The sequence below is a fragment of the Faecalibacterium sp. AF27-11BH genome (assembly GCF_003603005.1).
Lineage (GTDB): Bacteria > Bacillota > Clostridia > Oscillospirales > Ruminococcaceae > Faecalibacterium > Faecalibacterium taiwanense.
This window is the reverse complement of the sequence record NZ_QVGS01000012.1, coordinates 1-24,218: the sequence shown is the minus strand read 5'-3', so window position 1 is coordinate 24,218 and position 24,218 is coordinate 1. Positions and strand designations below refer to the sequence as shown.

General features: G+C 58.4%; 25 protein-coding genes and 1 other annotated feature (1 of these 26 running past the window's edge). Of the genes, 4 read left to right on the top strand and 21 right to left on the bottom strand.

Annotation, left to right across the window (positions count from 1 at the left end):
* Positions 1–101: a binding site (T-box leader), on the bottom strand (it extends 158 nt beyond the left edge of the window).
* A 169-nt stretch (positions 102–270) separates the two neighbouring features.
* Positions 271–1,488 carry an ATP-binding protein gene (locus DWY76_RS11070; protein ID WP_120081360.1) on the top strand — a complete coding sequence of 406 codons (1,218 nt, stop codon included), beginning with the start codon at positions 271–273 and terminating at the stop codon, positions 1,486–1,488.
* A gap of 204 nt (positions 1,489–1,692) precedes the next feature.
* Positions 1,693–2,493, top strand: coding sequence for an SDR family oxidoreductase (locus DWY76_RS11065; RefSeq protein WP_120081359.1), 801 nt, complete (start codon positions 1,693–1,695; stop codon positions 2,491–2,493).
* Positions 2,494–2,569: 76 nt separating this feature from the next.
* On the opposite strand, the gene DWY76_RS11060 is transcribed toward DWY76_RS11065, so the two are convergent.
* The 14 genes from DWY76_RS11060 to DWY76_RS11000 form a co-directional block, all read right to left on the bottom strand.
* Complete coding sequence (locus DWY76_RS11060; RefSeq protein ID WP_097774035.1) at positions 2,570–2,944, bottom strand: RidA family protein; 375 nt, start codon at positions 2,942–2,944, stop codon at positions 2,570–2,572.
* Positions 2,945–2,973: 29 nt separating this feature from the next.
* A complete protein-coding gene (gene ilvA, locus DWY76_RS11055) occupies positions 2,974–4,179 on the bottom strand; it encodes a threonine ammonia-lyase (RefSeq protein ID WP_005942203.1) in 1,206 nt (401 codons plus the stop codon).
* 200 nt (positions 4,180–4,379) lie between these two features.
* The gene (locus DWY76_RS11050; RefSeq protein ID WP_120081358.1) at positions 4,380–5,390 is read right to left on the bottom strand and encodes a TPM domain-containing protein; all 1,011 of its coding nucleotides are present in this window, start codon (positions 5,388–5,390) and stop codon (positions 4,380–4,382) included.
* Entirely contained in the window at positions 5,387–6,145 is a 759-nt protein-coding gene (locus tag DWY76_RS11045) for a LemA (RefSeq protein ID WP_120020960.1), read from the bottom strand. Before DWY76_RS11045 ends, DWY76_RS11050 begins: the two co-directional genes overlap by 4 nt.
* Before the next feature lies 1 nt (position 6,146).
* Positions 6,147–7,304, bottom strand: a complete 1,158-nt coding sequence (locus DWY76_RS11040) for a toxic anion resistance protein (protein WP_097776719.1) — start codon at positions 7,302–7,304, stop codon at positions 6,147–6,149.
* Between the two features lie 37 nt (positions 7,305–7,341).
* Complete coding sequence (locus DWY76_RS11035) at positions 7,342–7,968, bottom strand: 5-bromo-4-chloroindolyl phosphate hydrolysis family protein (RefSeq protein ID WP_005941432.1); 627 nt, start codon at positions 7,966–7,968, stop codon at positions 7,342–7,344.
* A 99-nt stretch (positions 7,969–8,067) separates the two neighbouring features.
* Positions 8,068–8,556 (bottom strand): DNA-deoxyinosine glycosylase, encoded by a 489-nt coding sequence (locus DWY76_RS11030; protein ID WP_120020958.1) that lies wholly within the window; start codon positions 8,554–8,556, stop codon positions 8,068–8,070.
* The gene (locus tag DWY76_RS11025) at positions 8,553–9,443 is read right to left on the bottom strand and encodes an HAD family hydrolase (RefSeq protein WP_165852629.1); all 891 of its coding nucleotides are present in this window, start codon (positions 9,441–9,443) and stop codon (positions 8,553–8,555) included. The genes DWY76_RS11030 and DWY76_RS11025 overlap by 4 nt, the downstream gene beginning before the upstream one ends.
* Before the next feature lie 158 nt (positions 9,444–9,601).
* Positions 9,602–10,489 carry a putative manganese transporter gene (locus tag DWY76_RS11020; protein ID WP_005941425.1) on the bottom strand — a complete coding sequence of 296 codons (888 nt, stop codon included), beginning with the start codon at positions 10,487–10,489 and terminating at the stop codon, positions 9,602–9,604.
* A 211-nt stretch (positions 10,490–10,700) separates the two neighbouring features.
* Positions 10,701–10,961, bottom strand: a complete 261-nt coding sequence (locus tag DWY76_RS14245) for a hypothetical protein (RefSeq protein ID WP_207665850.1) — start codon at positions 10,959–10,961, stop codon at positions 10,701–10,703.
* Between the two features lie 112 nt (positions 10,962–11,073).
* On the bottom strand, positions 11,074–11,844 hold the full coding sequence (locus tag DWY76_RS11015) for a tRNA threonylcarbamoyladenosine dehydratase (protein ID WP_097774042.1): 771 nt from the start codon (positions 11,842–11,844) through the stop codon (positions 11,074–11,076).
* Positions 11,845–11,857: 13 nt separating this feature from the next.
* Positions 11,858–12,961, bottom strand: coding sequence for a tRNA 2-thiouridine(34) synthase MnmA (mnmA, locus tag DWY76_RS11010; RefSeq protein WP_120081356.1), 1,104 nt, complete (start codon positions 12,959–12,961; stop codon positions 11,858–11,860).
* Positions 12,962–13,029: 68 nt separating this feature from the next.
* On the bottom strand, positions 13,030–14,463 hold the full coding sequence (locus DWY76_RS11005) for a tRNA nucleotidyltransferase (RefSeq protein WP_120081355.1): 1,434 nt from the start codon (positions 14,461–14,463) through the stop codon (positions 13,030–13,032).
* Positions 14,460–15,398: a ribonuclease Z gene (locus tag DWY76_RS11000; protein WP_120081354.1), complete on the bottom strand. Its 939-nt coding sequence runs from the start codon at positions 15,396–15,398 to the stop codon at positions 14,460–14,462. The genes DWY76_RS11005 and DWY76_RS11000 overlap by 4 nt, the downstream gene beginning before the upstream one ends.
* Positions 15,399–15,520: 122 nt before the next feature.
* Here DWY76_RS11000 and DWY76_RS14090 point away from each other — a divergent pair, with 122 nt between their 5' ends.
* A complete protein-coding gene (locus DWY76_RS14090; RefSeq protein ID WP_154255902.1) occupies positions 15,521–15,694 on the top strand; it encodes a hypothetical protein in 174 nt (57 codons plus the stop codon).
* A gap of 45 nt (positions 15,695–15,739) precedes the next feature.
* Here the strand turns inward: DWY76_RS14090 and DWY76_RS10995 are convergent, their stop codons facing one another.
* From DWY76_RS10995 to DWY76_RS14085, 5 genes are all read right to left on the bottom strand, one after another.
* Positions 15,740–16,681: an Ig-like domain-containing protein gene (locus DWY76_RS10995; RefSeq protein WP_120081353.1), complete on the bottom strand. Its 942-nt coding sequence runs from the start codon at positions 16,679–16,681 to the stop codon at positions 15,740–15,742.
* Between the two features lie 227 nt (positions 16,682–16,908).
* Complete coding sequence (gene rbr / locus DWY76_RS10990; RefSeq protein ID WP_005941401.1) at positions 16,909–17,448, bottom strand: rubrerythrin; 540 nt, start codon at positions 17,446–17,448, stop codon at positions 16,909–16,911.
* A 165-nt stretch (positions 17,449–17,613) separates the two neighbouring features.
* Positions 17,614–20,346 carry a cell envelope biogenesis protein OmpA gene (locus DWY76_RS10985; protein ID WP_120081352.1) on the bottom strand — a complete coding sequence of 911 codons (2,733 nt, stop codon included), beginning with the start codon at positions 20,344–20,346 and terminating at the stop codon, positions 17,614–17,616.
* Between the two features lie 48 nt (positions 20,347–20,394).
* The gene (rlmB, locus tag DWY76_RS10980; RefSeq protein ID WP_120081351.1) at positions 20,395–21,327 is read right to left on the bottom strand and encodes a 23S rRNA (guanosine(2251)-2'-O)-methyltransferase RlmB; all 933 of its coding nucleotides are present in this window, start codon (positions 21,325–21,327) and stop codon (positions 20,395–20,397) included.
* Between the two features lie 249 nt (positions 21,328–21,576).
* Entirely contained in the window at positions 21,577–21,795 is a 219-nt protein-coding gene (locus tag DWY76_RS14085) for a hypothetical protein (protein WP_143405472.1), read from the bottom strand.
* Between the two features lie 255 nt (positions 21,796–22,050).
* Between DWY76_RS14085 and fba the strand changes: the two genes are divergently transcribed.
* Complete coding sequence (fba, locus tag DWY76_RS10975) at positions 22,051–22,914, top strand: class II fructose-1,6-bisphosphate aldolase (protein WP_005941384.1); 864 nt, start codon at positions 22,051–22,053, stop codon at positions 22,912–22,914.
* A 92-nt stretch (positions 22,915–23,006) separates the two neighbouring features.
* Here the strand turns inward: fba and DWY76_RS10970 are convergent, their stop codons facing one another.
* Positions 23,007–23,675: a hypothetical protein gene (locus DWY76_RS10970; protein ID WP_120081350.1), complete on the bottom strand. Its 669-nt coding sequence runs from the start codon at positions 23,673–23,675 to the stop codon at positions 23,007–23,009.
* The gene (locus tag DWY76_RS10965; RefSeq protein ID WP_120081349.1) at positions 23,668–24,000 is read right to left on the bottom strand and encodes a PadR family transcriptional regulator; all 333 of its coding nucleotides are present in this window, start codon (positions 23,998–24,000) and stop codon (positions 23,668–23,670) included. Before DWY76_RS10965 ends, DWY76_RS10970 begins: the two co-directional genes overlap by 8 nt.
* Positions 24,001–24,218 lie beyond the last annotated feature (218 nt).

Below are 24,218 nucleotides of genomic sequence, written 5' to 3'. Positions count from 1 at the left end.
CCGGGATGATTTTCCGCACGAAGCACTGACTGCCTTGCACCAGACGGCAGCTCTCTGAACAGTGGGGATCGTGTGGTACTTTTTCCCATCTGCGCATTTGTTGATGTAAATTATACTATAAATCGGCCTTTTGTCAATCGACAATTTGTAACCTGAATCACCCCAAACATGAAGTTAATTGAACACCTCTTGCGCCATAGCACAATGCGCTGTATACTTCTGATATGCGCGCCTGCGCGTTTAATTTAAGACCAACTAGAGGACAGGAATATGAAATTGAGAGAATGGAATGCCCGGCTGCACGGGCTTGTTGTTTTCCGCAGCCTGCTGGACGACCCCGTTGTGGCAAAGCTTGTGGACCTGACCGACCGCATGGAAGCCGGTGCGCCCGGCTATGGCCCGGTGTGCGACGCTGTGGCCCAATTTGAAGCCGCACTGTTCGAGCACACCACCAACTGGGGCAGCTACCTCAGCGCCGCTGTGCTGGAAGCCGAGACCGTCTGCGTGCGTCAGGCTGCATCGGGCACCCTTGCCCCTGCACTGCAGACCGCGCTGGACAGTGAACTGACTTTTCTGCAGGCTCTGTGCGGCCTGACGCTGGACGAACTGCTGGTCGCTGCCGGTTCTGCCACAGGGCAGGCGCAGGAGCTGGCTTTCCTGCCCCGGTGGGAGACCTCCGGCATCGACCTGCCTGCCGCCTACGCCCAGCGAATGAGCGAAGTGGGAAAAAAGGGCTACGGCATGTTTGCCAAGCACCATGTGTTCACGGTAGAGAGCGGCCATCTGGTGCCGGTGAAATACCCGGACCCCCAGCGCCTTTCCGAGCTGCCCGGCTACGAGAAGGAGCGCGAAAAGGTCATTGCCAACACAAAGGCCCTGCTGGCCGGGATGCCCGCCAACAATGTGCTGCTGTACGGCGATGCAGGCACCGGCAAGTCCAGTGCGGTGAAAGCCATTGCCAATGAGTTTGCACCTGAAGGCCTGCGGCTGGTGGAAGTGAAGAAGAACCAGCTCTACCAGATCCCGGATCTGATGGACAAGCTGGCCGCGAACCCGCTCAAATTCATCCTGTTTATCGACGACCTGAGCTTTACCGCCAACGACGACAACTTTGCCGCCCTGAAGGCCATTCTGGAGGGCAGCGTGGGCGGCAGAGCCAAGAACATTGCGGTATACGCCACCTCCAACCGCCGCCACCTTATTAAAGAAACACTGACCGACCGCACCGGCGACGACATCCACGAAGCCGATACCCGGCAGGAGCTGATGAGCCTTTCCGCCCGATTCGGCCTGACGGTCACTTTCCAGCGGCCGGAGAAGGCCCGGTTTGAGACCATTCTGGCCGAACTGGCAAAGCAGCACGGCATCGACATGCCGATGGATCAGCTGCTGGTCAAAGCCGAAGCCTTTGCCATCCGCGCCGGCGGCCGCAGCCCCCGCGTGGCAAAGCAGTTTATTGAGCAGTGCGAGGCGGGCGTGCAGAAGTAATTAGTTTGTCTTTATTTTAACATCAAAGTCTCTGACAAATCTTTCACAAAATGCCGAGAAGTCGTGAATTTTTTCACCTTCTCGGCATTCTTTGTCTATTTTTTATTTATCGGTAAAAAGCCTTGCATTCTATTGAAATTCAGGCTATAATATGGCCAACATCAGCCAATTGATATATCAACTGAGCGCTTCTGGAGGGCAACTATGGGCTTTTTAACGGGTAAGACCGCTATCATCACCGGCGCAGGCCGCGCCGTACTTTCCGATGGCAGCTGCGGCTCCATCGGCTATGGCATTGCCACCGCCTTTGCAAAAGAGGGCGCAAATCTGGTCATCACTGGCCGTAATGTAAAAAAACTGGAAGAGGCAAAAAACGAGCTGGAAGCCAAGTATGGCATCCGCGTTCTGCCGGTGCAGGCAGATGTGTGTGCAGGCACCGACAACGAAGCCACCGTGCAAAATGTCGTCAATCAGGCTGTGGATATCTTTGGTAGCATTCAAGTGCTGGTGAACAACGCACAGGCATCCGCTTCCGGCGTGCCGCTGGCAGAGCACACCACCGAGCAGTTTGATCTTGCCCTTTATTCCGGCCTGTACGCTGCATTTTACTATATGAAAGCCTGCTATCCCTATCTGGCCAAGTCCAAGGGCAGCGTGATCAACTTTGCATCCGGTGCAGGCTTGTTTGGCAACTTTGGCCAGTGCTCCTACGCTGCCGCCAAGGAGGGCATCCGCGGCCTGTCCCGCGTGGCCGCTACTGAGTGGGGCAAGGATGGCATCAATGTCAACGTGATCTGCCCACTGGCCTGGACCGCCAAGCTGGAGCAGTTCCAGCAGGCATACCCGGATGCGTTCAAAGCCAACGTCAAGATGCCGCCCATGGGCCACTATGCCAACCCCGAGACCGAGATCGGCCGGGTATGCGTGCAGCTGGCCATGCCGGACTTCAAGTATCTGTCCGGCGAGACCCTCACGCTGGAGGGCGGCATGGGTCTGCGCCCGTAATTGCTCTTCTCATTCTTCCTCATACATGCAAAAGGGGCTGTGCCAGCGGCACAGCCCCTTTTGTGTTTAGGCCTGATCATTCGCGCACGGCGATGCACTCGATCTCCAGCTTTGCGCCCTTGGGGATGGCGGCCACCTGCACGCAGCTGCGGGCAGGGAATGGCTCAGCAAAGGCCTTGGCATACACGGCATTCACAGCGGCAAAATCGTTGATATCGGCCAGAAAAATGACAGTCTTGACCACATTTGCCATGGAAAGGCCAGCCTCGGCCAGAATGGCCTTGAGGTTTGCAAGGCTCTGTGCAGCCTGCTCTTCAACCGTATCGGCCATCTTGCCGGTAGCAGGGTCTACCGGGATCTGGCCGGAAACAAACACCATATTGCCCAGATCGATCGCCTGGCTGTAAGGGCCGATGGCTGCGGGTGCGTTGGAAGTGGAAACGACTTTCATGATAAAACGTTCCTTTCTTTTTTCTTCTATTATACTCTTTCGCTCACAAGCTGGAAACCCTCTTTTGCAAGCTCTGCGCGGATCTGCTCGATCTGCTCGGCATCGCGGGTCTCAAGAGTGAGCTTGAGGAAGCAGCTGGAAATGGGCATGTTGGGATCGGAGCCATCGTGCTGCACCGACACCACATTGCTGCCGCAGCGGGAAACGATCTCCGCCACCTTCTTGAGCTGGCCGGGCTTGTCCTCCAGCGCAATGGTCATGTTCGCCTTGCGGCCGCTCATGACCAGACCACGGGTGATCACGCGGTTGAGGATGTTCACATCGATGTTGCCGCCGGAGACGACGCAGGCCACCTTTTTGCCCTCGACCGGCAGCTTGTGGAACAGCACTGCAGCCACCGGCACGGCTCCGGCACCCTCGGCAACCAGCTTCTGGTTCTCCATCAGCGAGAGGATGGCGGCAGCGGTCTCATCCTCGCTCACGGTCACGATGTCGTCCACATACTGCTCACAGATCTGGTAGGTCAGCTCACCGGGAGTCTTGACCTGAATGCCGTCTGCAAAGGTAGAAACGGCTTTCAGGGTCTGGTACTTATGCTCGTGCAGGCTGCGGTACATGCTGGGTGCACCCTCGGCCTGTACGCCATAGACCTTCACCTCCGGGCGCAGACTCTTGATGGCAAAGGCCACGCCGGAGATCAGGCCGCCGCCGCCCACCGGCACAACGACCGCATCCACATCCGGCAGCTGATCCAGAATTTCCAGACCAATGGTTCCCTGCCCCGCGATGACCTGCTCATCGTCATAGGGGTGGATAAAGGTCATGCCGGTCTCTTCCTGCAGCTCCACAGCCTTGTCGTGGGCATCATCGTAGGTGCCGGGCACCAGACACACCTCTGCGCCCAGATTCTTGGTATTCTCCACCTTCATGATGGGGGCACCGTCCGGCATACAGACGATGCTCTTGATGCCGCGACGGGTAGCAGCCAGCGCCACGCCCTGTGCGTGGTTGCCGGCAGAGCAGGCGATCACGCCCTTGGCGCTCTCCTCCTCGGAAAGCTGGCTGATCTTATAGTAAGCACCGCGCACCTTAAAGCTGCCGGTGGCCTGCAGGTTTTCGGTTTTCAGGTACAGCTGGCAGTCCTTGGAGAGCTTGGGTGCCTCGATGAGGTCGGTCTTGCGGGCAACATCCTTGAGCACAAAGGCTGCATGGTAGATCTTATCCAGAGTCAGCATGGTTTTCTCCCTCTATTTTTATCGTTCCCTGCTCTGCGGCTTTTCCGCCCTCAGAGCCTTTATTTCTGGCTTATTATGCATGTTTCTCAGTATAGGTTAATAAAGTTGATTTGTCAAATGAATTCCCTTCACACCTGAAACCTAAAAAGAGAACTGCCGCAGGCATACCGCCCACAGCAGTTCTCCGTGTTTTTGTGTTTTTAACGGCCGCGGCCACCGCCGCCGCCGTGGCTGCCGCCGCCGCCCATTCCACCGAACGAGCCGCCGCCAAAGGAGCCTCCGCCAAAGCTGCCGCCACCGAAGGACCCGCCGCCAAAGCTGCCGCCCATGGGAGGCCGGGGCGGACGGCGGTTATTGTTCCGGGGTGGGCGGGGCCGGTCATTGCGGGGGCCGGGGCCATAGCCCGGGCCGTATCCGGGGCCGAAGCCGGGGCCCGGAGGGGGCGGCGGGCCGGGACGGTGCCGACGGGCCGAACCTGCCATGTAGCCCCATGCGAAGGGACCCCAGTTCCAGCCTGCTGCGTGGCCGATGGGTGCAATGAACACCCGGAACACGAACAGTACGATGATCAGCATCACCATCAGGGACATGAACAGGATCACGATACCCAGAACGACATCCTCAAAGGTGGTGGGGCCGTCGTCCGGCTGGGCATAGCTGCCATTATTGCCCGAAAGGCTGACGCCGTAGATGTCTGCAATGGTGTCGGCCACATTGTTGGCACAGGTGATTACTGCATCGCTGTAATCGCGGTTAACAAAATCACCTTCCATGGTCTGAGCAAGGGCACTGGCCTGACTTTCCAGCGTGGTGTTGCGGAAGCCGTCGCCGTAGGTCACGTAGTAATCGCCGTCCTCGTAGATGGGCGATTCCATCACCAGCAGGATCAGCACACCGTTGTTCTCGGAAGCCGAGCCGATGCCCCAGGCGTTGAAGGCCTGTGTTGCATAATCCTCAGTGGAATAATTACCCGTATAATCTACAGTCAGTACGCCGATCTGTGCTCCGTTGCAGCTGGACTGCAGCTGGTTGTTCAGATCAACGATGGTCTGGGTAGTGCTGTCGCTCAGGATGTTGGCATCATCCACCACACATTCGTCTTTGGGCAGGTCCGGCAGGCTGGCGGCGGCAAGGGCCGCCGGGCACAGGGCCGCTGCGCCCACCACAAGGGCCAGCACCAGAGCGCTTACGCGTTTTGCAAAATTTTTCATGCGAAGGGTTCAACCTCCTTTACACCGGCAATGGCTCCCAGCACGCTGGCCGGGAAGCCGCCGGTCTCTTTCTGGTAGTCGTAAACGGCATCGTTGTATTTCAGGGTGCCGATAATGGTAGCCGCACTGTTGAACTGGCCGTACTGGCCCTGCACCGCGCCCATCTTCATGGGGTCTGCGGCCTGCTCCTGCAGCTTTGCGTAGAGCTGGTCGATCCGCGACCCCAGCACCTCGTTGGCCTGATACAGCGCATGCATCGTGCTGCCCTGATAATAGGGCAGCGAGGTGAGTGCCTGACTTTTGCCGCCGTTCTGCACGGCTTCCAGACAGGCGGTAAAATCGCTCAGCGCGCTCTGTGCGGCCTGTACCTCGGCACTGTCCGCTCCCAGTGTGCTGCTGGCGGTGGTGATGATGTTTGCCGCCGTGTTCATGCGGGTGGTCAGCTCCTCGTTGAGGTTATAGCCGTTGTCTGCCGCCACACCCACCGTGTACCATTTGCGGACTTCGTTGTACCGGCTGCGCAGCTTGGCGCTGCCAAAGCCCAAAAAGGCCGCCAGCATCACCACCACGCTCAGCGCCAGTGCAGCTGCGCGGGTGGAAAGGGCTGCGGGCAGCTTTGCTTCCAGCCCTGCCAGCTTCTGCTGCAGAGGTGTCAGCGGCACGGCCTGCTCCGGCTGCTTTTGTTCGCGGTAGCTGCCCGCGTCAAAACCGCCGGAAGTGCTGTTCTGTTTTTGCGAAAAATCTGCGTTTGCCATCTCAGCTCCGGATCTCCATCATTTTTGCTTTCAGTTCGTCCTCGATGCGGTTCAGCTCCTGCTCGGCGGCAGCGCGCTTTGCGCGGCCCTCGCTCTGGATCTTGTTCAGCTCGTCCAGCGTCTCGATCAGGCTCTTGTTGGTCTGCTGCAGGGTCTCGATGTCCACCACACCGCGCTGAGATTCCTTTGCGGTCTCGATGGTACCCATCTTGAGGGCCTCGGCGTTCTTCTTGAGCAGGTCGTTGGTCATGTCGGTCACGGCACGCTCGGCCTGCATGGCCTGCTGGCTGTGGGCCAGACCCAGTGCCAGCACCATCTGGTTCTTCCACAGGGGGATGGTGTTGACGATGGTGGACTGGATCTTCTCTGCCATCATGGTGTCGTTGTTCTGCAGCAGACGGATCTGCGGCCCCATCTGCAGGCTGATGTTGCGGGTCAGCTCCAGATCATAGAGCTTCTTCTCAAAGCGTTCGCACTGGTCGGCCAGATCACGAGCCGCCTGTGCATCCTCCGGCAGGCCGGAAACCTTGGCCTTATCCATGGCCTGCTGCAGCTCGTTTGCGCGCACATCGGCCAGCTTCTTTTTGCCGGCAAGGATATACATGCTCAGCTCCTTGAAGTAGGCCATGTTCAGATCATACATCTTATCCAGCATGGCGATGTCCTTGAGCAGCTGCACCTGATGGCCCTCCAGCATGGACTGGATCTTTTCCACGTTGGTCTCGGCCTTGTTGTACTTCATCTTCATGGCATCCAGCTGGTCGCCCTTCTTCTTGAAGAAGCCGAGGATGCCCTTTTTTTCTTCCTCGCCTGCATCAAAGCTCTTCAGCTCACCGATCAGGCTGGTGATCATATCGCCCACTTCGCCCAGATCCTTGGTGGCCACCTTGGAAAGGGCGGCCTCGGAGAAATCGCCAATCTTCTTCTGACAGGCGGAACCGTACTGCAGCACCTGCTGGCTGTTGGTAATATCGATCTTTTCAGCAAACTGATCCACCATGGCCTGTTCTTCCGGGGTCAGGTTCACCTGCGGCTGCTCCGGTGCGGCAGCTTCCTGCTGGGCGGGTGCTGCCTTTTCCTCTTCTGCCGGGGTGGGGTCCAGCGTCAGGGTGGGTACTGCGGGTGCATCGAGGTCAAAGTTGAATGTATTATCAGCCATAAGAGATTCCTTCCTTTCCAAATACCGTTTACCTTTTTTAGCTCAGGCCCTGCCCTTTGAGCATGTTCTGCAGCACCGTGATATCTGCAGAAAGGTCCATGCTCTCGGCGGCGTACAGGGCATCCAGCTGGTTTTCAAACGCCGTGGCAATGGAAGCAGCATTGTGCTCCACCTCGGTACGGATGGCTGCGGCATTCTCGCCGCGCACGCCCTGCTTTGCCAGCTTTGCATACTGCTGCAGAACGTTCACCGCATCCGGCAGGTAATAGTTTGCAAACCTGCGCACCTGCTTTGCCTTTTCCGGGTTTGCTTCCACCGCTTCCACAATGGAGCGGCCCGCCTTTTCCATGCGGGTCATGGCGGCAGAGAGCTGCGGGTCCGGCAGCTGCTCGTTGAGGGTGTGCAGGGTATCCAGTTTCTGCTGAATGTCGGTCAGCATCGCGTCCACATCCTCCACACCGGTGTGGAAAGGCACTTCGTGCTCCACCACCCGGGGCGGGCAGACCTTCTGTGCCGCACCAAAGGCCACAAATGCACCGCCCAGCGCCGCCAGCAGCGCCCACAGCTTATACACCGGCAGTACCGCGCACAATACCAAAAAGACCAGTGCCATTGCATAAAATGGCAGAACGCTGGGCTTTCTGGTGCGGATGATCTTGCTCATGTTTCTTCTCCTTGTCCGGGGCATTGCCCCTTATGTCATCCATAATACCGCACCCCGCGAAAAACGCAAGGCTTTCACGGATAATTTACAACCTGGCCATCATTTATTGATCCACGGCAAGAGGGCCGCGCCCCAGATTTCGCGCAGCTTTTCCGGGCGGCAGGCAGCGTTTGCCGGGCTGGTGCTGGGCAGCTTTACCGCTGCAATGCCGGACACCGGCTGCAGATACTTTGTATAGATCCGGTATGCGGTGGCTCCGTTGCAGAATACTGCTTCGATGGGTGCCTTTGCCAGCAGAGCGGCAATATCATTCGGCACTGCATCCTTGATGGAAGCGTCCGCTGCGCCGGTGATGGTGCAGCGTTCCAGCGTGTCCCAGAGGGCCAGCCCATGGCGCAGGATGATTTGCTTTTTGGCTTCAATGTCCTCACGGGCAGGCACCGGCTCACCGGTCAGCGCGGCCAGCACGGGCCAGAAGCGGTTCTGCGGGTGGCCGTAGTAAAAGGCCATCTCGCGGCTTTTGGGGCTGGGCCATGTGCCCAGGATCAGCGCCCGGCTGTGTTCGTTATACACCGGTTCAAAGCTCATTGTCCGCCTGCACTTTCAATTTTATCCCAAGGCGAGCCAAGGTCGCGGCCGGACGGCTCTGCTCTGGGGCCGTCGAACCACAGCTCATCGATCAGGTCGGCAAGGCCGTCCTCCCGCACATCGCCAATGATGCGGTCGGCGGCAGCCTTTGCGTCCGGCGTGCCGTTTGCCATGCAGCAGCCAAGGCCCGCTGCCTTCAGCATAGCCACATCGTTGGCAGAATCGCCTGCTGCCACGGCATCGGCCAGTGTCAGGCCCATTTTTTCGCACAGGTCGGCAAGGCCCACGCCTTTGTCCATTCCACCGCGCACGATGTCGTAGTAGCACAGGCCGTCGGCATTCTGCGCACCCACCTGCATCCAGTGCAGGCCCAGATGGCCGTACTTTGCCGCAAAATCTGCCACGTGCTCCGGCGGCACTGCCGCAAAGGCCGCGTGGGGCATATCGATCAGGTGGCGGTCCTGATCTTCGCCGTCCATACAGTCCAGCCCGATGCTGTTCATCTGCTGATAGCCCCTGTGCAGATATTCATACTCGCAGTAGGCGTAGCAGGCATCCCTGAAATTGAACTGCAGCGGATAGTTATAATCCTCGCAGAAATCCACCAGCGCGTACATTTCCTCAGCGGTGAGCGGGTGCTCGGCCACGATGCGGCCCTCGCGGTCCACCACGCAGGCACCGTTGCAGGTGATGGCATAATCGAACCGGATGCCGCCCAGCTGCCCCTTGAGGCTGACGCACGGATACGCACGTCCGGTGCTGAGCACGAATCTGCCGCCTGCGGCCTGCAGCTTTTTGATGGCTTTTACCACCTTCTGACGCGGCTTGCCCTCGCCAAAGGGCACCAGTGTGTTGTCGTAATCGCTTGCCAGAATCTTATATTGCATTCTATTCTCCCCTATGGAACTGAGTTTTGTACCAGTATACCATACTTTTTTAAAATTGGGGTGCATTTGGGCATAAAAATAAGGCTACTGCACAGAATTCCATGCAATAGCCTTATTTTGTTTCACGATGCCGTTTTCTTTGCAGCTTCTTCTCGGGATCACGCAAACACGGCCACGACCACCTGCATTGCCACGCCGAGGAATGCGCCTGCACCCCATGTCAGGCCGGTGATGAACAGGTTCTGCTTCCACGAAGGATTGGTGCGCCACAGCACCGCAAGGCCCACGCCTGCACCGGTGCAAAGGCCCGCCACCAGACTGGAAAAGCGCAGAGCACCCTCCACATACAGCTGGGTCAGCAGCACGCTGGCGGCGCAGTTGGGGATCAGGCCCACCAGTGCGGCCACTACCGGCTGGAAGAAGCCCATGCTGCCCAGAAGGTCTGCAAACACATCTTCGCCCACGCCTTCCACGATCAGGCCGAACACCAGACTGAACGCAAAAATGAACACAAAGATCTCCAGCGTGTGGCGCAGGGCCGCTTTCCAGATGGGGGCGGGCTTACCCTCTTCGTCGCTGTGCTCCTCGTGACAGTCCACCTCGTCGGCATGGCCGGTGTAGCCGCCGCGCAGCGATTTGGGCAGCACGCCGCGCAGCACAAAATCCAGCACAAAGCCCACCACAATGGCGTATACCACCTTGATGACCATGAGCACAGCCAGCTTATCCCAGTAGGCCGGCATGGATACCAGCAGCGGGATGGCTTCGTCGCTGGTGGCAAGGTAGACGGCCATCAGGGTGCCCAGCGTGATGACGCGGGAGGAGTAGAAGTTGGATGCAATGGCCGAGAAGCCGCACTGCGGCACACAGCCCAGCACCGCGCCCGGAATCGCGCCCCAGCGCCCGCCGCCTGCCAGCAGTGCTTCAATGCGCTCACCGTGGCGGGTCTCGATATACTCAATCAGAAGATAAGCCAAAAACAGGAAGGGCAACATCTTGGCGGTATCCACCAGAGATTCGCCCAGAACATCCAGAAACAGTTCCATATACGCTCCTAAAAACGACCGTTCGTCGCTTCATTTTAGTAAATTGCAAATTGGTTGCATTTTTGAACAGGGATGATTATACACGATATTCTCTCCAATTGCAATACCAAAATGCAAATTAGTTGCAAATTTATGTTATGGAACGCTGCATCGCAAAAAATACGATTTCAAATGGTCTCCGCTGATGCTCTGACCATTTTCAGCGGAATTATTATTTTATTTCGCAATTCTGGAAAATCTGCGGCTTTTCCAGAATTGCCTTTTCACGGGAGGAGTCATAACCGAAAGCGGAAGCTGCCGCGCTGGTTTCCTGTGGAAACATTCGCGCGGCGGAGTTAACGTTCTGCTTGTTTTCAGCGGGCTGAACCCTCTCAGGAGCTGGCACGCCGCAGGCGTGACCGAGAGGGTTCTGCCCGCAAGCACAAGCCTTTCCTCCACGACCCCCGCCCATGAAAATGGGGTCCAGAAACACCCGCAGGCGTTTCTGGACCCCAAAATCAAAAATATAATTTCCTTAGCTTATGCGCAAAGCAACGCGGAGCGCATTCAAAATCGTCCCACACAGCAGGAGTCTGCCTTTTGTTTTACCCCTTCATTGGCACAAAGCCCACAAGGTCTTTTACCACCTCGCCGCCGATGATCAGGCCGGCCACCGAGGGTACAAAGGCATTGGAGCCCGGCACCGAACGGCGCTGGGTGCACTTGCGCTGGGTGCCCGGAGGGCAGATGCAGTGATACTTGCAGCTGATGTCGTCATCCTCGATGGGGGTCATGGCAGGCTCCTTGGAGTAGACCACCTTCAGGTGCTTGATCCTGCGCTTGCGGCACTCGGTGCGCATCACCTTGGCCAGCGGGCAGACCGAGGTCTTGTAGATATCGGTCACTTCAAAGCGGGTCGGGTCCATCTTGTTGCCTGCGCCCATGGAGCAGATAATGGGAGTGCCCACCTCCTTGCACTTCATCACAAGGGCCAGCTTGCCGGTGACGGTGTCAATGGCATCCACCACATAGTCGTACTGGGTAAAGTCGAACTGGTCCTGTGTTTCCGGGCCAAAGAAGCACCGGTGGGTGGTCACCCTGATATCCGGGTCAATGTCGTGGATGCGCTGCGCAGCCACATCTACTTTATATTGTCCTACCGTACTGCGGGTGGCAATGATCTGGCGGTTGAGATTGGTCAGGCAGACTTTATCGTCATCGATCAGATCCAGTGCCCCCACGCCGCTGCGCGCCAGCGCTTCCACCGTGTAGCCGCCCACGCCGCCGATGCCGAACACCGCCACGCGGGAATTGTGCAGTTTTTCCATAGCTTCCGCGCCCAGCAGCAACTGCGTGCGGGAATACTGATTTTGCATTTTGTTCTCCTTGTTACTTTTCCACTCTCGTAATGGTGCCGCCGCCCAGCACGGTGTCGCCCTGATACAGCACCACGGCCTGACCGGGCGTAGGGGCGCGCTGGGGCTGGTCAAATTCCAGCCGGAAGCCGCACTCCGCCGGGTAGACGGTGGCGGCCTGCTCCACCTGATGGTACCGGGTGCGGGCTGTGACCCGCAGCGGTCCGGTCAGCTCCGGAATGGCGATCCAGTTCACCTCGTCCGCATACACGATGCGGTCGAACAGCATCTCCTCCGGCCCTACCGTGACGGTGTTTGCCTGCATGTCCTTGCCGCAGACGTACACAGGTGCCCCCATGGCAAGGCCCAGCCCCTTGCGCTGGCCAATGGTGTACCGCACCGCGCCGTTGTGGGTGCCCACCACCCTGCCGCTCTCGTCCAGAAAATCACCTGCTGGGTAGTGTTTGCCGGTGAAGTCCTCCATAAAGCGGGCATAGTCGCCATCCGGCACGAAGCAGATGTCCTGACTGTCGTGCTTGCGGGCATTGACGAATTTGTGCTGCTCCGCGATCTCGCGCACCTCAGTCTTGTGCAGGCCGCCCAGCGGCAGACGGATATGCGCCAGCTGCTCCTGAGTGAGGTTGTAGAGCACGTAGCTCTGGTCCTTGCCCTCGTCCAGCCCCTTTTTGAGCAGGAAACGGCCGGTGGCCTCGTCCTGCTCCACCCGGGCATAGTGGCCCGTGACCACATACTCCATGCCGTGTGCCCGGGCCCAGTCCAGCAGATGGCGGAACTTCATATATTTATTGCAGTCGATGCAGGGGTTCGGCGTGCCGCCCGCCTCATACACGCGGACGAATTTTTCAATGATCTGTTCCCGGAAGTCGGACGTGAAATCCAGCACCTCGTACGGGATATCCATGGCATACGCCACCTCTGCCGCGTCCTCGATGTCCTTTTCCGAGCAGCAGGTGTGAAAGCCGGACTGTCCCAGCGTTTCGTTGCGGGTGAGCCGCATGGTGATGCCGGTGCAGTCATAGCCTGCCTGCTGCATGAGCCATGCCGCCACCGAGCTGTCCACGCCGCCGCTCATGGCAATGAGGGCACGCGGCTTTGAATCAGGGGTCTGTGTGGTCATAAGTTCTCCTTTGGTGCATTCAACACACTAAAACAGTAGTATAATAGTAACTCTGAAAAAAGAGCTTGTCAAGACGCAGCGAGCTGCTGCACTGCGGCCAGCAGGGCTTGCCGCTCGTTGGGATATTCTTCCCGGATCACACTGTCCAGCAGCGCTTCCAGCACTTTGCGGATGCCCGGCCCCGCCGGGACGCCTGCCGCCATCAGGTCGCGGCCATTCACAGCCAGCTGGCTGACGCGGCAGCATACGCCGTCCGCGTCCAATTGTTCGGCCAATTCGGAAAGTGCAGCAAAATCAGCCGCGTGTTCCGGCTGCAGGGCTGTGCCCAGTGCTGCCAAACGCTGCACGGTACACAAGTTATATTTGCCCAGTAGTCGGCGGGCGTAGATAGTAAAGTCGGGTGTGACGGTAGTTTCTCTGAGGACCGTCCGCTGGGGTGGGACCCTGTTGCCGAAGGCAATAGGGCGGGCGATGGAATGGCCTGCAACGGCAACGACTGCCGCCTGCGGCGGAAACAAGGAGTTGCTGTTGGGGCAGCGGCCAGCAGGATGCGAGTGCTGCTCAAAGCACGAAGCATCCGCTGGGTGCCGCAACCCGTACTCGTGTCCGAAGAGAAAGCTACCGTCACGCCTTCTGGCTTCCCGCACCAGCACCGCCGTTTCCTCAATACAGGCATTGGAGCAGCGCAGGCGCCTGAGGGTGCGGCGGGTGCCGTCCTCGCCAAGGCTCAGCAGCAGCGCCGCCAGCCGGATGGGCAGGTTTTCTGCACCCGCCGGGCAGGCATCCACCACCGGCTTTGCCGCCGCCAGTGCCTCCGGTGAAAGCTCAGGCAAAACAACACCGAGTATTTTTTCGTCAAGATATGCCGCAGGGGCGGGTGCGCTCAGCAGTTTTGCAAGCTCTTCCTCGATGCGCTCCACCGATACGCAGTCCAGATGGGCACACAGCTCCTGTGCCGCCTGCGCTGTGGGCGGGTCGATGGCAAAGCCAAACCGGGCTGCGAAGCGGTATAGCCGCAGGATGCGCAGCGCGTCCTCGGTAAACCGCTGGCGGGGCACACCCACCGCCCGTACGATGCCGCTTTGCAGGTCGGCCTGCCCGCCAAAGGGGTCCACAAGGCCCTCTTTTTCATTGTAGGCCATGGCGTTGATGGTAAGATCCCGCCGGGCCAGATCCTCCCGCACATCCGGTACAAAGTGCACCTCGTCCGGGTGGCGGCCATCTGTGTAGGTGCCTTCTGTACGGAAGGTGGTGATCTCGTAAAGGGCACCGCTCTGCTTCACCGTTACCGTGCCGTGCTGCAGGCCGGTGGGGATGCACCGCTGCGCGCCGAACAGCTCCATCACCTGCTGCGGCAGAGCACCGGTGCACAGGTCCCAGTCGTGCGGTGTAAGGCCCAGCAGACTGTCCCGCACGCAGCCGCCCACCACGTAGGCTGCATAGCCCGCCCTGTGCAGGGTGTCCAGCAGCTCTGCCGCACCCTCGTCCATCCGGATGGTCATGGCTGTGCCTCCTCGTACTGCAGGGTGATGCTTTTGCCGTCAAAGCCGCACTCCGCCGCCGGGAAGATGCTCTGTGCCTGCGCGGCATACTCCTCCGGGTCGGTGATCATGGGGGAATAATGGGTCAGCCAAAGCCGCTTTGCCCTCGCCTGCGCGGCAAGGGATGCGCTCTGCCCAAAGGTGCTGTGCCCCCACTGACGGGCCTGGTCTTCCTGCTCCGGAAGGGCATAGGTGGCATCGCATATCAGCAGGTCTGCGTCATGCGCCGCCTGCAAATAATACGGGCAGGGGGCCGTATCGCCGGAAAATACCACGCTCAACCCCTTGCGCGGGGTGCCCAGCACCTGCGCAGGCTGCACCGTTCTGCCCTCCACGGCAACGCTCTGCCCTTTCTGCAGCAGCTTCCATTGCTGCACCGGCACCCCCAACGCCTGGGCCTGCTCCGGCGAAAATTTGCCTGCACGGGGCAGCTCCAGCCGGTAGCCAAAGCTTTTTACCCGGTGCTTTGTGGCAAACGGCACCAGCCGCGCACCGGCAGGCCAGCCCTCGCTCAGCGCATCCAGCGCCAGCGGCTGGCCCGGCATAAGCACCTGCGGCTTCACCGGATAGGGCAGCGGGCCGGTCAGTGCCCGCACCGCCGCCCAGATATCCGGCAGGCCCTCCGGACCCAGCAGCGCAAGCGGCCTTGTGCGGCCCTGCGCCCCCAGAGTCTGCAAAAGGCCCGGCAGACCAAAGATGTGGTCGCCATGGTAGTGGGTCAGGCAGATGGCATCTGCCCGCATCAGGTTCACGCCCGCACGGCGCGCTGCCGCCTGCGTGCCCTCGCCGCAGTCCCACAGCAGGCCGTGGCCGCCGCAGGCAGCAAACGCCGCCGAGAGTGCCCGGTCCGGCAGCGGCATGGTAGCAGCGGTGCCCAGCAGTGTGATGGTAAGCATAAAGATCGTTCTCCCTGTACAATGTATCTCTTAAGGTTTTATTGTACCACAGCCGGGCCGGTTGCACAATCAGTGCCTGCGGCGCATAGGATGGCCCAGCACAGCAAAAAGGGGGCAGCGGGATGAGACGCAAAAAAGGGGATCCTTTTTCCGGCAGGCCGCACAGCGGCCTTGGATGGGTGCTGCTGCTCGCCGCACTAGCCCTGTTTCTGCTGGCCGGTGCGCCCGGCTGCATGGCCCAGCGGATGGCGTGGTCTGCCCGGGGAACGATGATCTTTCTGCCCAGCGGGTTTTGAAAAAATGGGAGCATCCTGCTGCACAGAACGCTCCCATTTTTCTTTTTACTTTCCATCCGAATAGGGCAGCTGGCCGGTCAGGGTCAGCGTTTCGGTAAGTTCGTCCTCCGAGCGGAACCGCCACGCCGCCGCTCCCACGGCCACATAGCAGGCATCGGCACGACCCTCCGGTGTAACGGCAAGGATCATCGTTTCACCGTCGCCCACCGCCGTTACCATGCCATCCGCACTCACAGTTGCCACGCCCGGATTGCTGCTGATCCATGTCATCGTTCCGTTTTTGGCGCCTGCAGCCTGCGCGGTCAGCTTCTGACTGGCTCCCACTGCCTGCAGCAGCATGGCGTTTTTGCTCATCTGCACCCGTCCGATCTCCGATGTGACCGTTACCGTGCAGCGCAGCACCTGCCCGGCTGTGGTCAGTGCGCTGATGACGGCCTTGCCGGACCCCTGCGCCTTTACGGTACCGTTTGTGCTTACCGATGCCACCGCCGGGTTGCTGCTGACCCACTGCCGCACATAGGTAAACCCGCCTTTGTTCTGTTCCAGCTTCAGCTGTTTCGTCGGGACAGGCTCCTGCTCTGTAATGGTAAGCGTCAGATCGCTGGTGTTCAGCACCAGGCGGCTGGCTGTGCTTTTGCGCACCGTGATGGTACAGGTGGTCTTTTCGCCGCGCTCATTGCGGGCCGTGACGGCCGCAGTGCCCTCGGCATGGCCGGTCACCTTGCCAGTGCCGTCCACCGATGCCACTGCCGGATCACTGGAAGTCCAGATCAGAAAGAAGTAGTCGTTGGGTGCCTGCACATTCAGGTAGGCCACCGGGGCCGGGTCTCCTTCGGTGATATCCAGCGTCAGTTCGGCAGTGTCCAATGTCATGCCGCTGTCCGGCAGCGGCTGCTCCTGCGCAGCATAGGCCGACAAGGCCCCGGCTGCAAACAGTTCTGCGCACAGCACCACTGCACAAACACACGCTTTGAACCCCTGCTTCATGGGCTTTGCCCTCCCCGCCTGCTTTGCTGCAAGATCCTTTAAATATTCCTGTCTCCGTATTATTTTACACGCAGTGCAAAACCGGGTCAAGTTTTTTGCCCATTCTGCCGGGCAGCTGAGCCTTATTTTGTGGAGAATAATAAAATCCGCTTTTCAATTTTGTACAAAACGCCGCCGCACCCGGCAAACCGGATGCGGCGGCGCTGTTCTGCTTTTGAATTTTCAGCTTAGTAGTTGATCTTTTTCAGCTCAAAGTAGCTCTGCGGATGTGCGCACACCGGGCACTTGAGCGGTGCGGACTTGCCGATATAGGTGTAGCCGCAGTTCCGGCACTGCCATACCTGCTGCTCCTCGCGGGCAAAGACCTTGTTGTTTTTCAGGTTTTCGGCCAGCGCACGGTAGCGCTCCTCGTGCTCCTTCTCGATCTGTGCCACCATGGTGAACAGTGCTGCGATCTGAGGGAAGCCCTCTTCTTTGGCCTCCTTGGCCATGCGGGGGTACATCTCGGTCCACTCATCGTGCTCACCGCCTGCTGCCATGTCCAGACAAGTCAGGGTATCGGGGATCGCGCCGCCGCACAGCAGCTTGAACCAGATCTTTGCGTGCTCCTTCTCATTGCCGGCGGTCTCCTCAAAGATCGCGGCCAGCTGCTCGTAGCCTTCTTTTTTTGCCATGCTGGCAAAGAAGGTGTACTTGTTGCGTGCCTGGCTCTCGCCTGCAAACGCTTCCATCAGATTTTTCTCGGTTTTGGTACCCTTCAGTTCCATGATGCTCTCCTTTCAAAAACGGATCTTCTGTCAGGATCGACCGATCCCGGCTCTATCATCCAGCCCGGCGGTAATTTTTTCGCCTGCGGCTCAGGTTCTGAACAGAGTATACCATATTATTTGATGGAAATCAAGAATAATTCCTATTTATTATGAGAATTTTTCTCAGTTATGCTGTTTCAGTGCACACACAGCAATGCTCAGGGCGCTCCACGCTGCCTGATACATCAGCACCGTTGCCACCGAAAGCTCCCAGATGCTGCCTGCACTGGTGAGCAGCGCTGCAATGATAATGGAGAATAGCACCGAGACCATCTGTACCGTGGTGGCGCTGCTCTCGGCATTCTGGGCCTGATCCGCAGCCTGCAGGCCGCCGGTCAGGCTGGCAAACGCCTTGAGATGGATCATGCAGCAGGTGTCCTCCGGGTCTTCCGGTGCGGCCTTGATGGCGTTGCACTGCTCCTGATCCAGCACGGTGATCATGCCTTCCGGCAGGCGGTATGCTTCGGTAATGTGGTGTGCAGTCAGACTGGGGTCCTGGCATGTGACCAGCAGGCGGATGTTCTCCTTTTGCAGCACGGCAAGGCCGCGGGCCACATTGCGCCCGCCCACATATTTCAGCACGAACATAGCGTGCAGGTTGCCGGACACAGCCAGATACAAAATTTGCAGCTCGCCGTTCTTCGAGTGCTGCATCTCGTATTCCTCGTCCGGCAGTGGCACGCCCTCCTGCTCCAGATAGCGGCGGGTACCAATGTGGATGCGGTTGTTATCGCACCAGGCGGAAAAGCCCAGCCCATGGTGCTGCTCCAGATCCTTGACCGGGAACAGGATGTCTGTGCGTTCCTCAACGATCTGGCGGAACAGCCCCTTCAGGGTGCCGTGGCTCTCGTTCAACACGCTGGCCGCGTACAGGATGGCGCGGTCGATGCGGCCGCCCTTGAAGATGCGGATATCCTCCAGCTGTGCGCTGTCGGCGGTGAACAGGTCGTCTGCATCGATCTGCAGCGTATCAATGCCGCCCAGCTGCTCAATGGCCTGCCAACCGGGCACGACTGCGCCCACAGCCGCAGCCGCACGCTGCAGCCGTAGCGAGGCAACGCCCGCGATCAGGGTAGAAGAAAGCGGTGCGCCCATGCACAGCACAGCGGCCATGGCAGCCGCCGCTTTGTTCCAGCCGGCACCTGCCAGCAGGAACAGCACGCCGCTGAGCAGGGCAACGCCCAGCAGGATGTACGAAACTTTGCGGGCACGGCGCTCGCTTGCGCGTTCACTCAAGCTCTGCTCCACAAAGCCGTCAGCTTCCTTCATCGGGCGGCTCAGCAGCACCCAGGGGTCCTTCTGTTCCAGATCCCGTGCAAGGGCGCGCAGTAGGTCTTTGTCCTTGGCGCGGTAAGCGCCCTCGAACTCCACACCATTGGTCACCAGCTCATAGCCGCCCTTGACAGCAGCCAGCATCACCCGGCTGCCCAGCAGCGCAAGGAACAGCCCCAGCGCGGCCATGCCGCTGAGCAGCGAGATGCCGGTGGTGCCGCGGTAAACATTTGCGTTCAGCATGGCTGTGACCGCCTGCACCAGCGCTGCCACTGCGGCCAGCGCCGGCATCGTCTCGGAAGAAGACCGTCCGCGCAGGCCGTTCAGGCCGTCGCGCAGCACCGGGAAGCCCACGCACAGGCTTGCTGCCAGCAGCAGCAGGTTTGCAGCATAGAATGCCGCCGGGGCAGCATCCGGGTCCAGCGCCGCCATGGCGGGCAGCAGCCCATCCGACACCAAACCAAAATGCAGCAGCACCACAGTCAGAATGCCGCCCAGCACGCAGCGCAGCGTCAGCTCTGCGCTCATGCGGTGCAGCTTATCCGCCGTGGCCTCCGGCTCGGGCAGCTCCGTTTCAGCATGTTCCTCCGGAGACACCGCGTCCTCCGCCTCAGCTTTCAGTTCCGGCTGTGGCGCAGCGGGTGCCTTCTCCGGTGCCTGCTGCGGCTCTTCACCGTCCAGCGGCAGCAGCGGCAGGCTCATGGTGTCCTCTTTTGCGGCAGGCTCCTCTGCCGGGGCCAAAGGTGCCTGCGGTGCGTCCTCGCTCTGCGCCTTGCCAAAGAAATCGGCCACCGGCTGCTTTTCCGGCTGCTCCGTTTTTTCCGGCTGCGGCACAGGTTCCGGCTGCAGCTCCGGTGCCGTCTCCTTTACCGCTGCAAACACAGCCGCGGGCAGCGGTGCACCGGACGGTTTCTTTTTGCTTTCAGCCGGTTCAGTTTCTGCTGCCGGGGCTGCTTCGGCTCTCGGTGCAGGCTTTTCCGGCTTCTGGTCGCTCAGGCCGTTGATCATCGCCTTGAGCTGTGCCATCTCCTGCTGCTCCTGCTCTTCCTGCGGCAGCAGCACCTCCGGCGCATTCTTGGGGTGCCGGAGAGGCTTTGCCGTGCTGTGCTGCTCTGCGGGTCTTGCCGCCGGGACAGCGCTCTGCCGGGGTGTTTCCGGCTTCACTGCCGCCGGGGGTTCCGCCGTTTGCGGTGCAGATTTTTCCTCCGGCTTTTTGGCGGGTGCTTCCGGCTGTGCATCCTCTGCTTCCTTTTCCAGAAAAGGCCACGGGGCCAGTTCCTGTTCCGGGTCTGCCTCCGGCTTCAGCATCAGTTCCAGATCCGCTTCCGGTTCCGGCTGCGCATCTTCACCCAGCCGCACCTCACCGGTGGGCATTTCCTGCGGCTGCTCTGCTGCAGCTTCGTCAGTCTCCTGCTTTTCCTTACCACGGCCAAACAGGCCAAACCGTTTCTGCGGCTTTTCCTCCGGCTGGTTTTCGTCCCTCCGGGTCATCTCCTCCGGGATATCCACCGCCGTGGTGCTGAAAAAGGAGCGGAACTTTTCATCCGGGGTCATTTCCCGGCCATTATTTTTATCTTTCGGCATTCTAGTCCCTCCTGTAATTCAAATTGAGGTTCCGGCCCGAATGCCGGATCATGCCTGCTGTGCTGCGCGCTGGGACTGGATCTCGTACAGAATAATGCCCGCAGCCACCGACACGTTGTAGCTGTCCACACCGGTGCCCGGTGCTGCCATATCCAGCCGCACCACGCCGTCGCACAGCTTTTTCACCAGCTGCGAAACACCGCTGCCCTCGCTGCCCAGCACCAGTGCAATGGGGCCGGTCAGGTTGTTCCTGCGCAGAGACACGCCGTCCATATCGGCGCAGTAGACGAACACACCCTGCTCCTTCAGGCGGCGGATGGTCTCGCCGATGTTGGCCACACGAGCCACCGGCAGGCGTTCTGCGGCACCTGCGCTGGACTTGATGACGGTAGGCGTGACCGATGCGCCGCCGCGCTTTGGAATCACGATGCCATGCGCACCGCACAGCAGAGCACTGCGCATCACGGCACCCAGATTGTGCGGGTCTTCAATGCCATCGCTCAGCACCAGAAAAGGTGCCTCGCCCTTGTCCTTGGCTGCTGCCATCAGGTCGTCTACCGTCACGTATTCGATCTCGCTGGCAAATGCCGCCACACCCTGATGGCTCTCGGTGCCGGTCATCAGGCGCAGCTTGTTGGGGTGCACCCGCTTCACCGTGGCACCCGCTTCCTTTGCCAATGCGGTATAGTAAGCCGCCACGGCCGGAGCCATGCCCTCAGCAATGAGCACGGTGTCCACGCCGGAACCGCTTTTCAGCAGTTCGGTCACCGGATTTTTGCCATAAACAAGGCTCTCGTTCTTCTGCAGCGGCTCTTCCGGGCTGCGGCGCGGACGGCGCGGCTGGTTCTTTTCTTCCATGATGATTTTCTCCTTCCGTTGTATCACCGGAAGGTGCTGTGCACACCCTCCAAAAGGCGCGCCGCACTCTGGGCCGCGCACCGGTATAATCTGAAGATGATAACTCATCTTGAAGTATAGCATAAGCCGACCTTGTTTGCCAGCAAATTACCGTTTTTTATCCGCGTCCTGCAAAAGTTTTTCTGTTCGTGGTGCCGGAGACCGTTTCCGCTTTTTTGCAGAAATGTTCTGCCGCCCTGCATCAGCTTTACCCGGCTGCTGGGTAGATATCCCTCTGTTTTGCCGGAGAAAAAAGTTTTCCACAAAAACGCGGTATACAATCCGTAGAAGAGCGATTATTTTTCCACATGTTGAAAACCCTGTGGAGAAAGTTCAAAAGTCCAGCTTTAAAGCCTGTTTTGCCTGTGGAATTCCACACTTTCCACAAGGTTTTCCACTTTTTGGTTCGACCTTTTTTGATTTCCTGCGTACAATTTGTAGAATACAAGTCGGAAATATGACAATTTTTTGAACTGCATCCTGTCCGCTTTTGCCAAATTGCCCAATATCATTTTGACGAATGTGGATCTGTGTTGAAAATCCGTCCTTCATCAAGCTTTCTGTCTTTCGGCCGCTTATTGCACATTATATGGAAATTTGTTGCATTCTATCGAATATACGCGCTTCTGGCAGTAACCCCCTGCACCCTGCCAGAAACAGAATCCCCGCATTGTTACAGGAAAAACACCGGTTTGGATTGATTTTGGCCGCTGTTTGGGGTATACTAATTCTGTAGGTTCGTTAAACCGTGCACAAAGCGGATATGAAACGAGCAAGACCCCAATGATTTTGTGGAGGTAATGAATAATGTTGGTAAATGCAACCGAAATGCTGATCAAAGCACGTGATGGCCACTACGGTGTGCCTCAGTTCAACATCAACAATCTGGAGTGGACCAAGTCCGTTCTGACCGCCTGCGAGGAAATGAAGAGCCCTGTGATTCTGGGTGTTTCCGAGGGTGCCGGCAAGTACATGACCGGTTTCAAGACCGTCGCTGCCATGGTCAGCGCAATGGTCGATTCCATGGGCATCACCGTTCCCGTTGCCCTGCATCTGGATCACGGCACCTATGAGGGCTGCAAGGCCTGCATCGAGGCCGGCTTCTCTTCCATCATGTTCGATGGCAGCCACTACTCCATCGAGGAGAATGTGGAAAAGACCAAGGAGCTGGTTGCTCTGGCACACGCTAAGGGCCTGAGCATCGAGGCCGAGGTCGGTTCCATCGGCGGTGTCGAGGACGGCGTCGTGGGTGCCGGCGAGATTGCAGACCCCGAAGAGTGCGCAAAGATCACTGCTCTGGGCATTGACTTCCTGGCTGCCGGCATCGGCAACATCCATGGTGTCTACCCCGCAAACTGGAAGGGTCTGGACTTCGAGGCTCTGGACCGCATCCACAAGGCCACCAATAACATTCCTCTGGTTCTGCACGGCGGCACCGGCATCCCCGACGAGATGATCGCAAAGGCAATCAGCCTGGGCGTTTCCAAGATCAACATCAACACCGAGTGCCAGCTGGTGTTTGCTGAGGCCACCCGCAAGTACATCGAAGAGGGCAAGGATCAGCAGGGCAAGGGCTTCGACCCCCGCAAGCTGCTGGCTCCCGGCGCAAAGGCCATCGAGGCCAAGTGCAAGGAGAAGATCGAGCTGTTCGGCTGCGCAGGCAAGGGCTAAGCGGAAGCTCGTATCCTGACCGGTACACCACCCAATAAAGTATGCGCCCCCGCTGCACCGTTATGCACAGTGCAGCGGGGGCGCTTTTTACTTTATATGCGAGCACTCAGACGCGGGTCTTTTCCATATCTCCAAAAATGTATTGCATACAGTCCTGCACCCAGAAGCAGGCAAAAAATCGAATAGCTAAGGATCGGAAGCCGCAGCAGTACGATCTTACCCGCGATCTGGGTAAAGAACCAGCCCGTTCCATACAGAGTCACGATATAAAGCACCAGCCATGTAGCATATTTCAGCCAATGCTCTCGTGGCGGAAAGCCTACCTGCTCCATCATCCGGCGGAACAGTGCGCAAAAAACCGTCACTGCAACAACAAGCTGCATCAGATAGCCTACAGAAAGTTCAAAAACCCAATCACCAATTACCGGGTAAAGCAGCAGCTCTTCCACGCCCCACTCAAAGAAGAAATACAGCGGTGCAACAAACCAGAAGTAATCCGCAGCTCTCAGTGTTTTCAAACATGGCTTGACCTCCTCTACAAAGGTTTTTGCATCCGAAATCGAATCGAACAGTTCCTGATTTTCTGCATTGGCTTGGATGGAAATATCAAGCAGATCGCTGCACACAAGTTCAATGCCGCAGAAATCCCAGCTGACCCGGCGAAGATACCGGATCACTTCTTTCAGCTGCTCCTGGCTTTTTTCGTTCAGCAGCTTTGTACGCATCCGATTTGCCTTTCGCAACGCAAAATACTTATTCATATGGCTCCTCCTTAAAAATTTTCTCCACCAGCTGGCAGAGCTGATACCAATCCTGCCGAAACTCAAGAAGTGCCTTTCGACCTTCTTCAGTTACAATATAATATTTCCGGCTCGGCCCCTTAGGGGAAGGTCTGCGTTCTACTGTAACCTTTCCTTGCTGCTCCAGCCGCAGCAGCAGCGGATAAAGCGTGCTTTCACTCAAGTCAGAAAACCCGACCTGTTTTAGATGCATCACGATCTCATAGCCATAGGTCGGCTCTCTGCTAATGAATTTCAGAACACAGAATTCCAAAACGCCCTTGAGCAATTGTGTGTTGTTTTCCACTGGATACCTCCTTTTGCCTATTATGTAATACATAGTAGCTTATCTATATTGTATTGCATAGTAGTATTTTTGTCAAGTCCTGTCCTGTTATCATTTCGACCAAAATCCGCTCCATATTTTTGTGCAACAAAAAAGCCCTGAGATTTCTCTCAGAGCTTTCTGTTTAAGTCGGCGACTACCTATTTTCACGCGCCGTTTCCAGCGAACTATCTTCGGCA